The sequence below is a fragment of the Lysinibacillus sp. NPDC097279 genome, from assembly GCF_044761745.1.
Classification (GTDB): domain Bacteria; phylum Bacillota; class Bacilli; order Bacillales_A; family Planococcaceae; genus Lysinibacillus.
This window is the reverse complement of record NZ_JBIWDA010000001.1, coordinates 1817603-1834431: the sequence shown is the minus strand read 5'-3', so window position 1 is coordinate 1834431 and position 16829 is coordinate 1817603. Positions and strand designations below refer to the sequence as shown.

Annotated in this window: 20 protein-coding genes; all 20 read left to right on the top strand. The window is 39.2% G+C overall.

From position 1 onward, the window contains the following. The first annotated feature begins 7 nt into the window (after nucleotides 1–7). Nucleotides 8–1420 (top strand): phage portal protein, encoded by a 1413-nt coding sequence (locus ACIQ1H_RS09255; RefSeq protein ID WP_402888264.1) that lies wholly within the window; start codon nucleotides 8–10, stop codon nucleotides 1418–1420. Further along, entirely contained in the window at nucleotides 1417–2436 is a 1020-nt protein-coding gene (locus ACIQ1H_RS09250) for a phage head morphogenesis protein (protein ID WP_402888262.1), read from the top strand. Before ACIQ1H_RS09255 ends, ACIQ1H_RS09250 begins: the two co-directional genes overlap by 4 nt. A gap of 6 nt (nucleotides 2437–2442) precedes the next feature. Further along, entirely contained in the window at nucleotides 2443–2679 is a 237-nt protein-coding gene (locus ACIQ1H_RS09245; protein ID WP_402888260.1) for a hypothetical protein, read from the top strand. A 36-nt stretch (nucleotides 2680–2715) separates the two neighbouring features. Further along, nucleotides 2716–2946: a hypothetical protein gene (locus tag ACIQ1H_RS09240; RefSeq protein ID WP_402888258.1), complete on the top strand. Its 231-nt coding sequence runs from the start codon at nucleotides 2716–2718 to the stop codon at nucleotides 2944–2946. Between the two features lie 177 nt (nucleotides 2947–3123). Then, nucleotides 3124–3336 carry a Thoeris anti-defense Tad2 family protein gene (locus tag ACIQ1H_RS09235; protein WP_402888256.1) on the top strand — a complete coding sequence of 71 codons (213 nt, stop codon included), beginning with the start codon at nucleotides 3124–3126 and terminating at the stop codon, nucleotides 3334–3336. A 140-nt stretch (nucleotides 3337–3476) separates the two neighbouring features. Further along, complete coding sequence (locus ACIQ1H_RS09230; RefSeq protein WP_402888254.1) at nucleotides 3477–4142, top strand: DUF4355 domain-containing protein; 666 nt, start codon at nucleotides 3477–3479, stop codon at nucleotides 4140–4142. 32 nt (nucleotides 4143–4174) lie between these two features. Continuing rightward, nucleotides 4175–5038, top strand: a complete 864-nt coding sequence (locus ACIQ1H_RS09225) for a phage major capsid protein (RefSeq protein WP_402888252.1) — start codon at nucleotides 4175–4177, stop codon at nucleotides 5036–5038. 13 nt (nucleotides 5039–5051) lie between these two features. After that, the gene (locus tag ACIQ1H_RS09220) at nucleotides 5052–5339 is read left to right on the top strand and encodes a hypothetical protein (RefSeq protein ID WP_402888250.1); all 288 of its coding nucleotides are present in this window, start codon (nucleotides 5052–5054) and stop codon (nucleotides 5337–5339) included. A gap of 1 nt (nucleotide 5340) precedes the next feature. Further along, nucleotides 5341–5667, top strand: coding sequence for a head-tail connector protein (locus ACIQ1H_RS09215; protein ID WP_402888248.1), 327 nt, complete (start codon nucleotides 5341–5343; stop codon nucleotides 5665–5667). Continuing rightward, nucleotides 5654–5977 carry a phage head closure protein gene (locus tag ACIQ1H_RS09210; protein ID WP_402888246.1) on the top strand — a complete coding sequence of 108 codons (324 nt, stop codon included), beginning with the start codon at nucleotides 5654–5656 and terminating at the stop codon, nucleotides 5975–5977. Before ACIQ1H_RS09215 ends, ACIQ1H_RS09210 begins: the two co-directional genes overlap by 14 nt. Then, on the top strand, nucleotides 5977–6393 hold the full coding sequence (locus ACIQ1H_RS09205; RefSeq protein ID WP_402888244.1) for an HK97-gp10 family putative phage morphogenesis protein: 417 nt from the start codon (nucleotides 5977–5979) through the stop codon (nucleotides 6391–6393). Before ACIQ1H_RS09210 ends, ACIQ1H_RS09205 begins: the two co-directional genes overlap by 1 nt. Beyond that, complete coding sequence (locus ACIQ1H_RS09200) at nucleotides 6390–6833, top strand: DUF3168 domain-containing protein (protein WP_402888242.1); 444 nt, start codon at nucleotides 6390–6392, stop codon at nucleotides 6831–6833. Before ACIQ1H_RS09205 ends, ACIQ1H_RS09200 begins: the two co-directional genes overlap by 4 nt. A gap of 43 nt (nucleotides 6834–6876) precedes the next feature. Then, nucleotides 6877–7647 carry a phage major tail protein, TP901-1 family gene (locus ACIQ1H_RS09195; RefSeq protein ID WP_402888240.1) on the top strand — a complete coding sequence of 257 codons (771 nt, stop codon included), beginning with the start codon at nucleotides 6877–6879 and terminating at the stop codon, nucleotides 7645–7647. Between the two features lie 67 nt (nucleotides 7648–7714). Continuing rightward, nucleotides 7715–8188, top strand: coding sequence for a tail assembly chaperone (locus ACIQ1H_RS09190; protein WP_402888238.1), 474 nt, complete (start codon nucleotides 7715–7717; stop codon nucleotides 8186–8188). A 17-nt stretch (nucleotides 8189–8205) separates the two neighbouring features. Continuing rightward, nucleotides 8206–8517: a hypothetical protein gene (locus tag ACIQ1H_RS09185; protein WP_402888236.1), complete on the top strand. Its 312-nt coding sequence runs from the start codon at nucleotides 8206–8208 to the stop codon at nucleotides 8515–8517. Between the two features lie 5 nt (nucleotides 8518–8522). Beyond that, on the top strand, nucleotides 8523–13064 hold the full coding sequence (locus ACIQ1H_RS09180; RefSeq protein ID WP_402888234.1) for a hypothetical protein: 4542 nt from the start codon (nucleotides 8523–8525) through the stop codon (nucleotides 13062–13064). A 14-nt stretch (nucleotides 13065–13078) separates the two neighbouring features. Beyond that, nucleotides 13079–13939 (top strand): phage tail family protein, encoded by an 861-nt coding sequence (locus ACIQ1H_RS09175; protein ID WP_402888232.1) that lies wholly within the window; start codon nucleotides 13079–13081, stop codon nucleotides 13937–13939. Between the two features lie 12 nt (nucleotides 13940–13951). Next, entirely contained in the window at nucleotides 13952–16174 is a 2223-nt protein-coding gene (locus ACIQ1H_RS09170; protein WP_402888230.1) for a hypothetical protein, read from the top strand. Beyond that, nucleotides 16171–16530, top strand: a complete 360-nt coding sequence (locus ACIQ1H_RS09165; RefSeq protein WP_402888228.1) for a hypothetical protein — start codon at nucleotides 16171–16173, stop codon at nucleotides 16528–16530. The genes ACIQ1H_RS09170 and ACIQ1H_RS09165 overlap by 4 nt, the downstream gene beginning before the upstream one ends. A gap of 49 nt (nucleotides 16531–16579) precedes the next feature. Then, complete coding sequence (locus tag ACIQ1H_RS09160; RefSeq protein WP_402888226.1) at nucleotides 16580–16747, top strand: hypothetical protein; 168 nt, start codon at nucleotides 16580–16582, stop codon at nucleotides 16745–16747. Nucleotides 16748–16829: the final 82 nt, after the last annotated feature.

The following is a 16829-nucleotide window of genomic DNA, read 5'->3' as shown; positions in this document are numbered from 1 at the left end:
CGTAGGCATGAACGAATACATTCAATACATCGATGAAAAGGGCATTACGCCTCTACTACTCGACAAGTTAGTAAAAGAAACGCAAACAGAACGTAATAAACGTTTACTTAACTACAATCGCTATAAGGCTGAGGTATCAGCAGTGCCGATCTTAACACGTAAACCAGCAGACTATGCCCAAGGTAATGCGCATGTGCAACGAGTGGATGATAAGGTGAACAATACTTTAAACAACCCTCTTGATGCTGAAATTGTAGACACAAAGGTTGGCTATATGTTCGGTAATCCAATTTCATATGTGGTAGACAAACAAGCTCAAAGCCTTATTAAGTTATCTGAGGCAATTGAGCTTTTTAATTTACGAAATTCTATTGATGACATGGACAGTGAATCTGGTAAGAAAACGGCAATCTGTGGCTATTCTGCTCGTTTACTTTACATTGATACTGATGGAAATGAACGAGCAATGGTAATTGACCCGTGGGAAACCATCATACTTTCGGAAACTGCTGACGTAAGTGAGCCAAAATATGGATTCCGGTATTTTAAAAGTGCAGAACTGAATGCTGAAGGCGAAAAAGTAGAAATCGAACAACTAGTATTTTATGATGCAACAACTGAAAAGCGTTATTCTCGTACAGATAAGGATTCGCCATTTGTACTAAAAGACGAGCGTAAACATCTATTCGACTATTGTCCGTTATTTGGTGTGCCTAACAATGAGGAGCTTCAAGGTGATGCTGACAAAGTGTACAACCTAATTGATGCCTATGACCGTACACTATCCGATGCATCTAACGAGATTGAACAGTGGCGTTTAGCCTACCTGGTGCTTAAAGGCATGGGGATGGATGAAGAGGATGCACAGAAGGTAGCGCGCACTGGCATTTTCGAGTTGATGGGTGAAGATGATGACATCAAATATCTAACCAAAGAAGTTAATGACCAAATGATTGAGAATCACCTTGACCGCTTAGAAGAAAACATCATGCGATTAGCTAAAAGTGTGAACTTTAGCGATGAATCATTTGCAGGCAATGCAAGTGGAGTAGCTATGAAGTTCAAACTCATGGCACTTGAGAACAAATGCAAAACGATGGAGCGCAAGTTTACTACTGCTCTTCGCTATCAGTTCAAAGTGTTATGCAGCGCCTGGGCAAAGAAAGGTATCTGTTCAAAAGACGATTACTTAAAACTTTGGTTTGAGTACAAGCGAAACATTCCAATCGATTTATTATCAGAGGCTCAAGCTTCACAAGCTTTAAAAGGGTTAGTGTCAGAGCGTACTCGTCTTTCTAAGATGTCAATTGTGGATGATGTGGACTATGAGCTAGAAGAGATGGCGAAGGATGCAGTGGTTTACGGAAATGAATTAGAGCCGTTAGATGGTGATAATCCAGAAGAAGTGGATAAACCATGAACCAACAAGAAATCAATAAAATCCTAGATGAGTTGGAGAAAAAGGCTGAAAAAGACATTGAAGTAGTCTTTAACAAGCGTTTGAAAGCCATTCTAGACCAAATGCTACAGATGCATCGTAAGTTTGGCAGAAATGGTGAAGCATCCTGGACTGATGTTAACAAATACAATCGAATCAATCAGGAAATGAAGTTAATGGCAGAACAGCTCAATGCTGATTACAAAGCTGTTATCAAACTCATACGAGAGTCTGAGGAGCGTCTTTATGTTGAGAAATACTTAATGATGGCATACCTTCTAGAGCAGTCGACCAGCGAAGAAATGGGCTTTAAAATACCTTCAGTTGAAATGATTGAAAGTGCTATAGTCAATCCGATTGAGTTTTTAACATTACCTAAGGTGTTTGAAATGCATAGGAACGACATTATCAGACGTTTAAACATTGAGATAGCACAAAGCTTACAAGCTGGTGAAAGCTACACTGAAATGGCTTTTCGATTAGAACAGGCAATGGGCTGGACTAAAAAGAAAGCTATCCTTGTTGCTCGTACAGAAGGAGGGCGAGTAAGGTCACAAGCAGATTTAGCTGTAGAAGAGCAAGCTAGTAAAACTGCTCGATTAACAAAAGTGTGGATGTCCTCACTCGATACAAGGGTTAGGAAGTCTCATAGAAAGTTAGATGGTCAAAAGGCTGATAAAGATGGCTATTATCACTATGGTGCGTGGAAATCAAAAGCTCCAAGGTTATGGGGCGTTGCTTCTATGGATATTCAATGTCGATGTCATACGATCTACATGGTAAACGGTAAGCTTCCTGAATACCGCCGCGGTAAAGACTACATGGATGACACGTACCAGAAGAAACTTGCAGCACGTATTGAAGCCTACATGGAAGATTTGGGATTAACGTATAAACAGGCGTTTAGCAAAGCTTACAAAGAAGTTAAGCCATCTAGTGTGACCTTGCCTTATGTAAGTTATAACAAGTGGAAAAAGAAATTTAGTAGTGAGGGTTGATAGTTTATGGCAAACAGCACAGTAGAAATTTCTATTTTGTACAAAAATGATAACTGGGATAATTTCAGTATTCCTGATGATGAAGTACATGCAAAAGATTTAGTGGATATTGGAGCGCAAGTAGGGAGCTTTAATGGTGAGCCTACTTTTATGGTATTAACAAATAAAAATACGAGTGAATGCCTTTTTGTTAACCTAGGCGAAGTACGAACTGTTCATATGAAAACTGTAGTCACTGAATAAGTGGCTTTTTATTTTGCCTAAAAGGTGGTGAATAACATGCTAATATTCGTTGGCTTATTAATTTTAATCTGTGTTGGGGGCTTTCTAGCGCTCATGACTAAAGGAATTATTCTAGCGGGGCAAGGACGTTCAATACCATCTGTAGTCTTTAACCAAGAAATGTTTACAGAACCTGAACCAGTTCTTGCAGATGTGCCTAAACGGGCTGTAGCAGATTCGCACTGGTTTGTTAAAGCACTTATGCGACCAAGACGAAAGAAGGTGTGAGCGTGAGCGAAGTGTTAGAAATCATATATAGCCATCCAGGATGGTCTACTTTGTGGCTTCTCTTAATTGTATGGGCTGTTGCTGTAGTAGCAGAAAGGTAAAGGTGATCCAATGAGAAACATTGTATCTAGCTGCTAGAGCTAATCTAGTAAATAACTTTGAGAGAAGGTAATTTTAATGAATTTTGGTCAAGCATTTGAGCAAGTAAAACAAGGAAAGGGTATGGGATTACCGCAATGGCAACCTGATGTTGTTATCCGTGCACAGTATCCCGATGAACACAGTAAAATGACAGCTCCATATCTGTACGTGGAAAGTCGTTTCGGACGTGTACCATGGAAGGAAACTAATATTGAGCTATTCGCTGAAAACTGGGAAGTAGTTGTTTAAATGGGCGTAAAGCGCCTTTTGAGGTAAGTCCAATCGCATTTTTGTCTTTCTCTCGCAGACGCTATAAAGAACGAGAACAAATACACTTTTGAACAGTTTAGGGATTCTACAGAATAACTAAATTGGGCAAGGAGGAAAATATGAATCAAAATCCATTTAATTTAAAAACCTTTTTACCTTTAGATATTCAAATGCTTGCAGGAGATCCAAATCCAGAGCCAACGCCTGAACCTACACCGGAGCCAGCACCACCAGGAAACGGTCAAGGGGCTACGTTGACACTTGAGTCTGTTCAAGCTTTTCTAACTGAAAATGCAGAAGGTAAAAGCTATTTACAGTCATTTGCTGATACTCGTGTAACGGATGCAATTAAAACGTATGAAACTAAAACTCTTCCAAAGAAAATAGAAGAGGAAATTTCAAAGCGTTACCCACCAGAAACCGAGGAAGCAAAACAGTTACGTGATTTAAAAGCACAATTTGAGCAGTCACAAAAAGATGCTGCGCGTGAAAAGTTAGTGAATCATGCGTTATCAACTGCCACAGAAAAGAGTCTACCAAGTAAATTAGTAGAATTCTTTGTAGGTGAAGATGCAGAAAAGACAACTGCTAATTTAGGTGTATTAGAAGCTGAATTCAACGCTGCTGTTCAAGCAGAAGTGGACAAACGCTTCAAAGACGGTGGAACGCCACCACCACCAAAAGGCGGCAACCCAACAACATTGACAAAAGAGGCTGTTCTTAAAATGACACCCGATGAAATCAATGCGAATTGGGATGAAATCGTAAAAAACAAATTACTATGATTCCGCACTAGCGGTAAGGAGGAAATAACATTATGGCAACAACAAACTTTATTCCAACAATCTGGTCTGCTCGACTATTACACAACTTGCAAAAATCTTTAGTGTTTGGTCAAGCTGGTATCATCAATCGTGACTACGAAGGTGAAATCAAGGCTTATGGTGATACTGTTAAAATTAATGGTATTGGCGCTGTAACAGTAGGTGACTACACTCGTAACACAGATATGACAGATCCACACGAATTATCGGATAACACTCGTAACCTAGTAATTGACCAGTCGAAGTTCTTCAACTTCCAAATTGATGATTTAGATAAAATTCAACAAAACCCAAAATTGATGGATGCTGCAATGCGTGAAGCTGCTTATGCATTATCAAATGTAGCAGATCAGTTTATCGCATCTCATTATGTACATGCAACTAACACTATCGGTACAGACGCAGCGCCGATTGAAGTAACGAAAGCCAATGCTTATGAGTACCTTGTTGACCTTTCAACTAAACTGGATGAATCAAATATCCCTACACAAGGGCGCTTTGCTGTTCTACCGCCATGGTTTGAAGGTTTACTATTAAAGGATGATCGCTTTGTAGGTTCTGGTGCTTTACCAGCTGATGAACGTTTAATTAATGGCGTTGTAGGTCGTGCTGCAGGCTTCTTACTAATGAAATCTAATAATGCACCCTCTGTTGCAACAGGCTCAGGAGTTATAGCAAATTCTAAAATCATTGCAGGTCATAATATGGCATGGACATATGCTGAACAAGCAGCACAGGTTGAAGGCTACCGTATGGAAAAACGCTTTGCTGATGCTGTTAAAGGTCTTCACTTGTACGGTGCTAAGGTAACTCGACCTGAAGCGTTAGCTGTATTATCAGCTAAACGTCCAGAGTAAGGAGGGGCTCTAATTGTTAGTAAAAAACTTAAATACGAAAATTACTTGGGCGGTCACTGAAGAACACGGTGCACGCCTATTACGTTCAGGAGATTTTGAGGAAGTGGAATATGTGGAGGATAGTCGCGTGAAAAATGCAGCACCTCATACACCTTTTACAGAGTTACCTGAATATGAAAAAGTGACGGCGAAGCAGTTAAAAGCCGAACTTGCACATCGTAACGTTTCTTTTGATGAAAAAACTGAAAAACAAGAATTGTATGCAATGATGAAAGAGGCTTTTGAGAAAGTTGGTGACTAATATGTGGCAACCAACACAAGAAGAAATAGATCAACTTAAACAGTTCAATGGAATCAACGGAGCCAAGCATGATGAGTTTTATCGTGCAATGGCTCCTATTTTATTCGATTTAGCAAAAGACCACTGTAATGGGAAGTGGTGTCCTGAAACTATGCCTCAAGGTGTGCGGCTGTTTATTGCAAAGGCTATTCAATTCAATATGCAAACAACAGGATTAAAAGGGCGTGTAATGGGGACTGTTTCATATTCTTATGACACAGAGTTTCCTAAAGCTATTTGGACGTATTTACGACCTTACAAGAAGGTGAAATATCATGCATTACGATGAATTTCCTCACACAGTCGAGGTAGTAGAAAAGAAAAAAGTATCGGACGGTGCTGGGGGCTTTAAGACCGATTGGGTGCCAGTTGATACAATAGAGTCATTTGTTGATACGCCAACAAGCAAAGAGCAGTATTACGCTCAACAGCTAAGTAATCCTTTGGATAGGTACATGTATTATCCATATCGGACTGATTTAACATCAGCTATGCGATTGCGTTATGAAGGTGAGTTATATGCTTTTGCAGGACGTCCTGAAGATCAAGGTGGCCAACATGAAAAGATGCGTGTGGCTTTAAAGTTGGTGACTGCCTAGTGGCTAAAATCTCATTCAGTGGACGTCAGCTATTAAGAGCTGCACAACGTTTTGAAGAAGGAATACTAGATGAGGTTTCTGACATTGTTTTTGAAACAGCAAGGCTTATACAATCACAAGCCAAAGCTCTAGCTCCATTCGATGATGGGGGTTTGAAAGGCTCTATTAAAATGGAGATGCTAGGTAAGTACAACGCGGTTGTTACTGTAGGTGTGCATTATGCTATTTACGTGGAGTACGGTACAGGCATTTACGCTGAAAATGGCAATGGTCGGAGAACACCTTGGACTTATTACAGCCTTAAGTTAGGGCGATATGTTACGACAGAAGGTATGAGGGCACAGCCATTTTGGGGGCCTGCAGTAGATGCTGGCCGTGATTACTTTGAAAGAGAAATGAGGCGATTAGGATTATGAGTAATTATTATGCCTTGCCTTTCTTCGAGCTACAAAAAGTCATTTTTCAGAAGTTAACAGCTTGTGAAGCTCTAACAAACATCACCAGAAAAGATGAATTGGATTTAGGTGTATACGATGCAGTAGACGAAAACACACCGTATCCTTACGTAACAATTTCAGAACCCTATACAAGTCCGTTTGACACCAAGACAAGCAATATTGAAACAGTAACTTTTACTATGCATGCTTGGTGGATGGATAACGATGAGTATAGTGGTAAACGTAAGGTTTATGAGATGCTATCAGCTTCACAGCAAGCTCTTATGGGACGGAACTACTCGATACCAGGGGCAAATGTATTAAGTGTCACAAGGCGTGATTCACACGTTTTTGATGACAATAGCCCTGGCGTAAAGCATGGAATTTTAACAATTCAATATAAAGTACAAATCATTTAACAGTCCTTATGGGGCTGTTTTTATTTTAGGAGGGAAAACAAACATGCAAAACGGTAAAGATACAGTATTACTAGTGCAGGTTGCGACAAACACATTAGGTGCTGACGGGTTTTTAATCGGGAACCTTACTGAAAACTCTTATTCAATGGAGAATGAATTAGTTGATGAACAAACTAAATTTGGTCGTATTTTAGCATATGGCCAATCTAGTGAATCATTTGAAATAACAGCTTACGGGGATAAAACGGATCCTGGACAAAAAGCTATTCTTGATGCAATTCGAAATGAAAAACAGTTGAAGGTATGGGAAGTTGACTTATCTTTAAATGCAGCAGGAAAACATGATGCTATTTTTGCATATACACTTGTTGAATCTGTAGAAAAATCAAGCCCAGGCGATGGGTTCCAAGAAATATCAGCTACGCTTCAAGTAATCGGTAAATCTCAACCAGGAGAACTTGAGCCTTTGCCATCTGAAGTAATTGAATTTGCTCGATACGGTTTTGAGGCGCCTGGTCAGAAATCTGGTGAATTTGGCGGAGAACAAGATGAAGGCGTTGCTGTTTCTAGTATTTCTGTTACACCACAATCAACTTCGGTGGTAGTTGGAAGTACACGTCAATTGACAGTAACAGTCCTTCCTGCTGAAGCATCGAATAAAAATGTAACTTTTACTTCAAATGACGTGTCAATTGCAACTGTGACACCTGCAGGGTTAGTGACAGGAGTAGCTGCAGGTTCAGCAACAATTACGGTTACTTCTGCAAGTTTAGGAAAAACAGCAACAGTTGCTGTAACAGTTACAGCTTCATAAATAACTTAGCACTCATACGTGAGTGCTCTTTCTTATGGAAAAAACAAAACTTAGGAGGCTATTTCAAATGGCTACATTAACAATTAAAGGTGTACAACAAGAAGCAAAGTTCGGATTTGCATTTAAGAATTTAGCAGATAAAAACTACAACCAAAAAGATGTACAAGGAAATGAAGTAGGCGGATTCAATGGCATTTACACAGGCCTTTTGCAATTCGATATTGATGCGTTAAAAGCATTTTGGGACTGCGGTTTAGCTCACTTAGGTACGAAAGGCCGACCATCTATTGCTGAAATCGAAGAAGCCTTGGAGGAGCGAATTAACCGAGACGGGGAATCTGATCTGTTATTCAAAGAAGCATTCAAGGAAATTGATGCATCGGGTTTTTTCAAAAGAGATGCGAAGACGTTTTGGAAGAACTTAGAGATGTTCAAAGACATGGGCAAAACAGATGCGGAGAAAGCCGAGAACGCTCAGGGCGTGAAGATGTTATTGGACGCGAAAACAGAGTTGATGGGCTTGAGTGGCTTGAAGTCTTAACAGATGTAGCCCAACACATGAGTGTTTATGATGTGGATTTAATCATGTCATGGACGCCTAATGAGTACAAAGCTTTTAAGAAAGGCGCTTTATTACAAGTTATTGATGACTATGACAACATGGCTCGTATGGCTGTGTTTCACCGCATCGCAGCTAATAAAAAGAAGCTTAATGTTGCAAAGGACTTATTTGATGCTAAGTCAGCGAGGGAACGCATTTCAAGTGGAGACAGAGCTTGGAAAGAATCCAAAAAAATCGATACTACTCGTCATGCTAAAGCTCAAGAAGCAATGAAGAAATGGGCTGAGAATCATAACAGGAAAGGGTGATAAAGGTGAATGGTAACTTTACAGCACGTATAGGTGCTCGTATTACAGAGTTTATGGCTCGAATGCGTCAAGTGCAAAACACTATTCGCACTACGGCCAATGATGTACGAGTTGACATTGGGGCAGACGTTAGTCAATTTAATCGTCGAATGGCTGAAATCCGAGCACGAATAGCATCTTTAATTCGTGAACGGGTTGTCATCAAGATAGAAGCTCGAATAGAAGAATTTCAGAATAAAATCAACCGGATTGCAACGAATATTCGAGCTTTTGGTGAGTTAATGCAACACACCTTAATGGGCACAATGATGGCTGTCTTTCCTACAATATCACCCATATTAGCAAATGTCGCGGTGGCTATTGCGAATTTAGGTCCAATGATTGGTACTGTCGCTGGCTCTACATTTGCATTAGCTGGTGCATTCACAGCAGCAGGTGCTGCAGCGGTTGCGTTCGGTGCTGTAGCCATACCGACTATCAAAGATTTATTCAATGAAACTGGTCCACCATTCACAGCGCTACAAAAGAAAGCTTGGAACTCGTTTGAAAGCGTAAAGAAAACATATCGTTCTCTTGTGAAAGAGACAGAAACGCCAGTCTTGCAAGCTTTTACAAGTGCAATGCAAGCAACAGATTCTATATTAAATAAATTAAGACCATTATTTAATACCAGTGCACAAGCGGTAGCTAATTTAATGGCTCAGCTAAATACAGCTATCGAATCGCCACCTATCCAGCAGTTTTTAGATTATCTAAATGCTAGTGGAGCTCCAATGTTGGAGACGTTTGGTCGCTCATTCGGAAATGTATTCAAAGGCTTATTATCTATGCTTACAGCCTTTGCTCCGTTAAGTGTAAGTACAGCAAAGGGCTTTGAAGAAATGACAGCCCGTTTTGCAGAGTGGGCAAATGGGTTAAGTAGTAGCGCGAAATTTCAAGCATTCATTGACTACGTGAATACAAACATGCCAAAGATTCGCGCTATCTTCAGAGATGCAATTGCTGGAGTTGTGTATTTCTTTAGCGCATTTGCTGGATCTTCATCTGGAATGATGGATGGGCTAGTCTCAATGATGTCTCGATTTAAAGAGTGGTCAGCAACCCTTAGTCAAAATCAAGGTTTCCAACAGTTTATAGCATTTGTTCAACAATCAGCACCTAGTGTCATGACGCTAATTGGTAACTTAATTACTTTCCTTGTGAACTTAGGTATCGGAATGGCTCCTCTTGGTGCAGCTATTATTAACATTGCTAATAAATTTTTAGAGTTCGCAAATAGCTTGATGGAAAATAATCGATCTATAGGAGTTATCATAGCTGGTCTTATTTCGTTTGGTGGTATTTTACTTGCAATAGTACCGAACATTATTGCATTTGGAACTTTATTTAAAGGATTGGGCACTGCTATGACAGGCGGGCTCGGCAAAGCATTTAAATTTATTAAACCCTTATTTACTAACTTTGGTGCAACCATTGCACGAATTAGCGCATCAGTATTACCGAAATTAGGCACGGCAATTGGGCTTATAACTAATCCAGTTGCTTTAGTTATAGCAGCTATAGCAGCTTTAACTGCAATATTTGTGGGTTTATATCGTACGAATGAAACCTTCCGTAGCCAAGTTCAAACTGTTTGGGAAGCTATTAAAACTGGAATTTCCGTTGCAGTAACAGCTGTTAAAGATTTGATTATGTCAGTCTGGTCTCAAATCACGACTTTCTGGGCTGAAAACCAAGCAAATATTATGTCTACTGCATCGACTGTATGGAACGTAATAGGAACCGTTGTAACATCTGTGATGTCTGCAATCGGAGCTATCATGCAGTTTATATGGCCTGTCGTAAAAGCTTTAATCATCTCCACATGGGATGCTATTAAAAACGTCATCCAAGGTGCCATTAATGTTATTTTAGGAATCATAAAAACGTTCAGTTCTCTGTTTAGTGGTGACTGGCAAGGCGTATGGGATGGTGTTAAGCAAATACTTGGCGGTGCTTTACAAGCTGTATGGGGCGTAATCAATCTTTACTTTATTGGTAAATTACTTGGCCCATTAAAAGCATTTGGCTCAACTGCAAAAACGCTTTTACAAGGTGTTTGGACAACGATTAAAGGTATCTTTACAAATACTTTAAACACGATAAAAAGTACTGTAACGACAATTTTCAATGGGATGAAGACAACCATTGAAACTATCTGGAAAGGTGTTAAAACATTTTTTGATACAGTGCTAAATGGCATTAAATCTATCTTCACGAGTGTTTGGAAATCTATTGCTTCATTCTTAGATAATTTCTTTACTAGTTTATCGGGCACAATCCGTTCTGTTTGGAATGGTATCAAGAGCTTCTTTTCTAGTGTATTAAACGCCATTGCAAACATTATTAAGAGCATTTGGAATGGTATTAAATCAACAATCTCATCAATCTTAAATGGTATAAAAACAGTTATTGAAACCATTTGGAATGGATTTAAAACAACCGTTTCAACAGCGATGGATAACGTGAAAACTGCTGTGGTAAATGGTTGGAATGCTGCAAAGTCATTCTTAGAAGGCATCAGCCTAGTGAAAATCGGTGAATTTATCGTAGCTGGATTAGTTACGGGGATTAACAACTGGTTTGGTAAAGTGAAAGCTAAAGTTATGGAATTAGCTGAGCTATTACCGGAATGGCTACGGAATAAATTAGGGATTCACTCACCGTCTCGTGTCATGATTGCTATTGCTAAATGGATTCCGATAGGAGTAGCTAAAGGGATTGAGAGTACAACTGACGTTGTAAAAAATGCAGTTAATAAAATGACACAAAAAACTATTCCTGATTTTAGTGAGACACTATCCATCACAAAGAAGATGATCTTACAGACAAAACAAATTGTAAACAACGCACTTAAAGAATCCAACAGTGAGGCTTTAGCAATTCAAAAAGATTACGATGCTAAACGTACTGAACTTTCTAAAAAGACAGATGCTAAAATCCAAGAAATTAAAGCTAAAGCCGCTGATAAAGGTAAAAGTCTTACTGCAGCACAAGAGCGTCAAATCACAAAGATTATGGAAGACGCTAAAGTTAGTCGTGAAAAGCTAGCATTGGCCGAGAGTAAAGAACTTGAGAAAATAAAGTCTAAAACACAGAAAGAAACCTTTGATGCTCTTAAAGATTTTGCAGATAAGCAAATCGGGTTAGAGAAGTGGTCTACAAAGCAACAGGCCGAATATTGGCAGTATGCAACTACACAGTTCAAAGCTGGCACTGATGAACGTATTCAAGCCCAAATTAATTACAATAAAGCGATGTCTGAACTGACTAAAGAGAAATTTGAGACAGAGAAGTACTTTATTGACCGAGTGAAAAAATATGGGCAAATGTCTCTTACTCAAGAACTGGAGGCGTACGAAAAATATGTAAAGCAATACAAAGCAGGTAGTGAAGAGCGAATTTACTACGAAGACAAAGTAGCAGAAACGAAGCAAGCTATTCACGAAAAGCTAATGGCTTTAAATGAAGAGTTCACGGGGAAAATGCAAGAAACCAATCAGAAATTAATCGACGGTACGCGAGAACTCAATAAAGAATATGAGGATGCTTTAAATTCTCGATCAAGTTCTTTATATAGTTTTATGGGTATTTTTGATGAGATGGAAGAAAAAGCGGAAGTGTCCGGTCAAAAACTTATCGATAATTTAAAAGGACAGAACGCAGCATTTAAAGATTGGGCTGCAAATGTTCAAAGCCTAGCTTCGAAAGGGATAGATGAGGGTTTACTTGCTGAGTTACAAGCGATGGGGCCAAGTGCTGCTGCTGAAATCTCTGCTTTAAACTCGCTTAGTACAAGCCAGTTGTCTGAGTATGTGTCACTTTGGAAAGAGAAATCTAGCTTAGCTAGAACACAAGCTGAGACTGAGCTCACAGGTATGAAGGCAAAAACTGCACAACAAATAAACGAACTTCATACAAAAACACAAGAACAACTCACGAAGTACGAAAAAGAATGGGCAGAACAAATAAAAGAAGTTCGTACAGGTACAGAGAATCAGTTCAACGCTTTAGTAGCAAAAATGCCACAAGTTGGTGCTAATGTTATACGAGGAATGCAAAAAGGATTATCTGATATGACGCCTGCTCTTATGGCACAAGCGCAATCAATCGCTAACAGCATCAAAGCCACAATAGAAAGTGCTTTAGATATAAACAGTCCAAGTCGTTGGGGTAAAAAAATGATAGGGCACAACCTTGTAAAAGGAATCATCATTGGGCTTGCTGATATGAAGCAAGATGCGATTAAAGCTGCTGCAGAGGTAGCAGAGTGGGTTAAGCCAGCTATTGATGTGAGCGATATTATCAACGATATAGGCGGCGCTATCGATGCCATTCAATCAGAAATTGAACACAAGGTGAAAGTTGACGTTGATGTGAAGGGGAATGGTGGAGAAGCTAAAGGAAACATTGTCCATCAGGAGGTTAATTTACACTCTCCTAAACATTTAAGCCCGTCAGAGAATGCTCGACAGCTAAAACGCGTAGCACAGCAGATAATTTATTAAGGGAGGTCGCTTATTTGGAGACTATTATATTTACTAATCGTTTTGGAGAGGTCGTCTCATTTGGCGGCCCTCCTTTTTATTTACAAAAAATTAATGGTCTTGGTGATGTATCTGTTAATTTACAAACGCAGAAAATTCCTTATCAAGATGGTTCCGTTTTTATTGATGCCTTGCTTGAAGAAAGAGAGATAGATATTGAATTTTTAATCGTCAATGCGCTTGATGAAGGCGGTTATGGCACCGTGTCAGAACGAAGGGAACGAATCGCAAAAGTATTAAATCCTAAACTTGGACCGGGTACATTGAGATATGAAAATGAACATTTAGTGCGTGAAATTTTTGTAGTTGCTGACAGTGTACCTGTTTATCCAGATGACGCACGAACTAAAACAATGCAAAAAGGCGTTGTGAAATTTGTTGCGCCTGATCCATACTGGCGAAGTTTGAAAGTTGAAGAAGAACCAGCATTCAAACCTTTATTCCAGTTTCCGTTTTCAGGTCCGTTTCAGATGGGTGAACAAAGGGATAGACGTATTATCAACAATGACGGTGATGCTCCGGCACCAATTTATGTAGAGTTTTATGGGCCTGCAGTAAATCCAAAAATCGAAAATGTTACTACGGGTGAGTTTATTCGAATTAAACAGACTTTGCTTGAGGGTGAAAGGTTGATTCTTGACACAACGCCTGGCGTTAAATCAGTTGAGTTTGTTAATTCTTTAGGCGTGAGAAGAAATGTATACACCTGGATTGATTTAAACAGTCGATTTTTTAATTTACAGATAGGTGAAAACGACATAGCTTACACTGCTGATAATGAAGTGCAAGGGGCTATCGTCAACATTAGTTATCATAAGCGTTACAACGCTGTATAAGGAGGGGTAATCGTGACAGAGATATATAAGTTTTTTAACAGTGCACCAGGTGATGAGCGTTGGCATTACGCAAGTGATTTTGCCGATTATTTTGGCAAAGTATTAAGTACAGGACTACTTCATAAAGATGGCAGACCTAATTTGCAGGTGAAGGTCAAGGCTGGCACTTTACAGACTTATGTTGAACCTGGGGAAGCACTTATGCAAGGCTATCAGTACCAAAATACACAAGACCTATATTTAACACATAATATCCCTGAATCTAATTTAGATCGAATTGACCGAATTGTATTACGCTTGGATAAACGTAATAGTTCACGATACATTAAATTGTTTGTGAAGGAAGGTGTTTCAGCAGTAAACCCTGTTGCACCAGTATTGCAAAGGGATAATTATATTCATGAAATTTCCCTGGCACAGATTCGCTTAATAAAGAATACTGCTACACTGAATCCTCTGTTCTTAGTTGATGAGCGTATGCAAGAATCTTTATGTGGAATTGTTTATTCACTGATAAGCGTACCAACTAGCGTGTTCCAACAACAATGGGATAGCTGGTTTAACATCGGGAAATATTCATTTGCTGAAGAGTTAAATAAGTGGATGGATGAAGAAAAGGCGTCGTTTACTTTGTGGCAAGAAGGTCAGAAAAGTGATTTTGTAGTATGGAGAGATGGTGAAGAGGCATTATACCAGTCATGGATACAAGGACGTAAGGCCAACTTTGACGAATGGTTCGCTACAATCAGAGGCATATTGGATGAAGAAGCCGCGGGTAATATTATGAATGTCATCAACGACCACAAGGACTCACCAGTGCCTCATAAATATTACGATGAAGGGTTAGCTCAACCTATGTTATACGGCATGAAGCGAAACGCTATTCTAGACACACCAGCGTTTGTGTATGGCGCTACTGAGGCAGGGCCTCATGAGGTTATTAACCTTCCGAATTATGAGCAGGTTGAAGACGTTAAGACGGTACTTACGTCGGCGATGGAAGCCACTGGTGGTAAAGTGGCCGATGTTGACGGGAAAATGTACAAGGCGGTCATGTTCGACAATTTATCAATAAAACATGCTTTTGGTTCAGACTATTGGGACCCAATTATACAATCTTATAAAACAAAGTATCCAAGTTTTGATGCGGCATGGCCAGCATTATCCATGATTACAAGCCAGAGAATTAGACTATGGGATAATATATATATGGTCGTAAATGTAAGTACAAATATGGTTGTGTTTTTAAATATGGAGACACTGCAAGCAATAGGTGCTGTTCAGATAGTGGCTTATGGGATTTTTGATGGGTTTGTAAAACCTGAAAATGGTTGGTTTACCGATGACAAATACCTATATCTTAGGGGACAATACGCTAGTAGTAATTCTCGATTAATAGTCATTGATAAGACAACATTAAGCTTTGTTAAAGTAATTCAACCAGGGAACTCCCCAATGTTTTCAGGTAGTGATACATTTGTTGGAGAAATGGCTAGGGTAGGTTCGAATTTCTTTGTCATAACGAATAACGTTAATGTAATAACCGCATATAGATTGGTATATGATGGTTCTGGAGTTCCAGCTCATTGGTTATATGATACACAACAGACATTTAGAGCTGGTGCTATACGTGGAATAGCCTTATGGGGAATCGACTCTGATTTATACGTTATGTCGCAGAATGATGGCGGTTCTTACTATATGGAAAAATGGTATTATAATCCTACGTCTAAAGAATTCGTAAAAAATTATGATAAATATAATTCTGCTCCCGGCATTGGTCAAGCATGTAGGTGGAGTTATAAATATGAAGTGAACGGCATTAAATATGTTTTATTATCTTGTGGAACGACTTCTATGCATGTAATAAATTTAACCACTGGCACACAGCATCAAACAATAATGTCGGCACCATTTAATAACGAGTTCCCAACTTTTGATTATGAGAACGGGAATAAATTTTTAATAATGAGCACGACTCTAACTGGTTATGAAATTTCTGGGGATGTTTACCTTCCAGTGAGCGAAATGCACTTGACAGGGGTTACGTGGGTCTCGTATCCATTCTATATGGCAGGTCTACGATCAACGGGTAATGCATTATCACCTTTGATTAGTTTAGGAACTTATGGATATTATAAAGACGGTCAGCTTTATGCACGATACGCTCCGCGCTATGCTGCAAAGATTGAACCAGTTAATGTCATCTTGTCTTATAAGGAGGTTATAGAATGATCGGTTATGTGTATTGTAATCCAGACAATTCTTATACGTTGTTTTATACATTGGAAGGGATTCCTGAAGTAATTAAAAAAGATCTAATAGAAGCCGAAATCCCAGAGGGAGATGGAATATTAAGACGTGAAGAGGACGGTTCGTTTTATTGGGAGCTACCGCCTGAACCTACTCCAGAACCTGAGCCAGAGCCAGTACCACCAGTCGAAACAATTGAGGAAAAAATAAATAATTTATTTAGCATGACAGAACAAAACAATTTAATTACAGTCGATGCTGTATTAGGTGTTTATGAAGAAGTTCTTGCATTACGTGAAGAAGTAGCAGCATTAAAAGAAATAACCAACAATGCTTAGAGCACTGTTGTTAAAAATAAAATTAAAACTAAAATTGGAGGTCTACAAAATGGTAGATGGATATGTATTATTAATTGCAAACACAGACAAAACAGGCTCAACGATTGATCGTGTGCCAGCGAAATTAAAAGAACAGGTATTAGCAAAGTTAAATGCACTCGGGCTAGACGAATATGGAAACCCAATTGAACAGATTACAGATGAGACGCAAGCATAGGCTTAGCGTTATTTTTATTGTCAAAAGTTAAAAAAGGATTACTGTTTCTTTTGTTGAATATCCTTATACTAAAGGAGCAGTG

Coding starts and splice junctions, on each gene's coding strand:
- ACIQ1H_RS09255 (WP_402888264.1), top strand. CDS start 8: ATGAACGAATACATTCAATACATCGATGAAAAGGGCATTACGCCTCTA.
- ACIQ1H_RS09250 (WP_402888262.1), top strand. CDS start 1,417: ATGAACCAACAAGAAATCAATAAAATCCTAGATGAGTTGGAGAAAAAG.
- ACIQ1H_RS09245 (WP_402888260.1), top strand. CDS start 2,443: ATGGCAAACAGCACAGTAGAAATTTCTATTTTGTACAAAAATGATAAC.
- ACIQ1H_RS09240 (WP_402888258.1), top strand. CDS start 2,716: ATGCTAATATTCGTTGGCTTATTAATTTTAATCTGTGTTGGGGGCTTT.
- ACIQ1H_RS09235 (WP_402888256.1), top strand. CDS start 3,124: ATGAATTTTGGTCAAGCATTTGAGCAAGTAAAACAAGGAAAGGGTATG.
- ACIQ1H_RS09230 (WP_402888254.1), top strand. CDS start 3,477: ATGAATCAAAATCCATTTAATTTAAAAACCTTTTTACCTTTAGATATT.
- ACIQ1H_RS09225 (WP_402888252.1), top strand. CDS start 4,175: ATGGCAACAACAAACTTTATTCCAACAATCTGGTCTGCTCGACTATTA.
- ACIQ1H_RS09215 (WP_402888248.1), top strand. CDS start 5,341: ATGTGGCAACCAACACAAGAAGAAATAGATCAACTTAAACAGTTCAAT.
- ACIQ1H_RS09210 (WP_402888246.1), top strand. CDS start 5,654: ATGCATTACGATGAATTTCCTCACACAGTCGAGGTAGTAGAAAAGAAA.
- ACIQ1H_RS09200 (WP_402888242.1), top strand. CDS start 6,390: ATGAGTAATTATTATGCCTTGCCTTTCTTCGAGCTACAAAAAGTCATT.
- ACIQ1H_RS09195 (WP_402888240.1), top strand. CDS start 6,877: ATGCAAAACGGTAAAGATACAGTATTACTAGTGCAGGTTGCGACAAAC.
- ACIQ1H_RS09190 (WP_402888238.1), top strand. CDS start 7,715: ATGGCTACATTAACAATTAAAGGTGTACAACAAGAAGCAAAGTTCGGA.
- ACIQ1H_RS09185 (WP_402888236.1), top strand. CDS start 8,206: ATGAGTGTTTATGATGTGGATTTAATCATGTCATGGACGCCTAATGAG.
- ACIQ1H_RS09165 (WP_402888228.1), top strand. CDS start 16,171: ATGATCGGTTATGTGTATTGTAATCCAGACAATTCTTATACGTTGTTT.
- ACIQ1H_RS09160 (WP_402888226.1), top strand. CDS start 16,580: ATGGTAGATGGATATGTATTATTAATTGCAAACACAGACAAAACAGGC.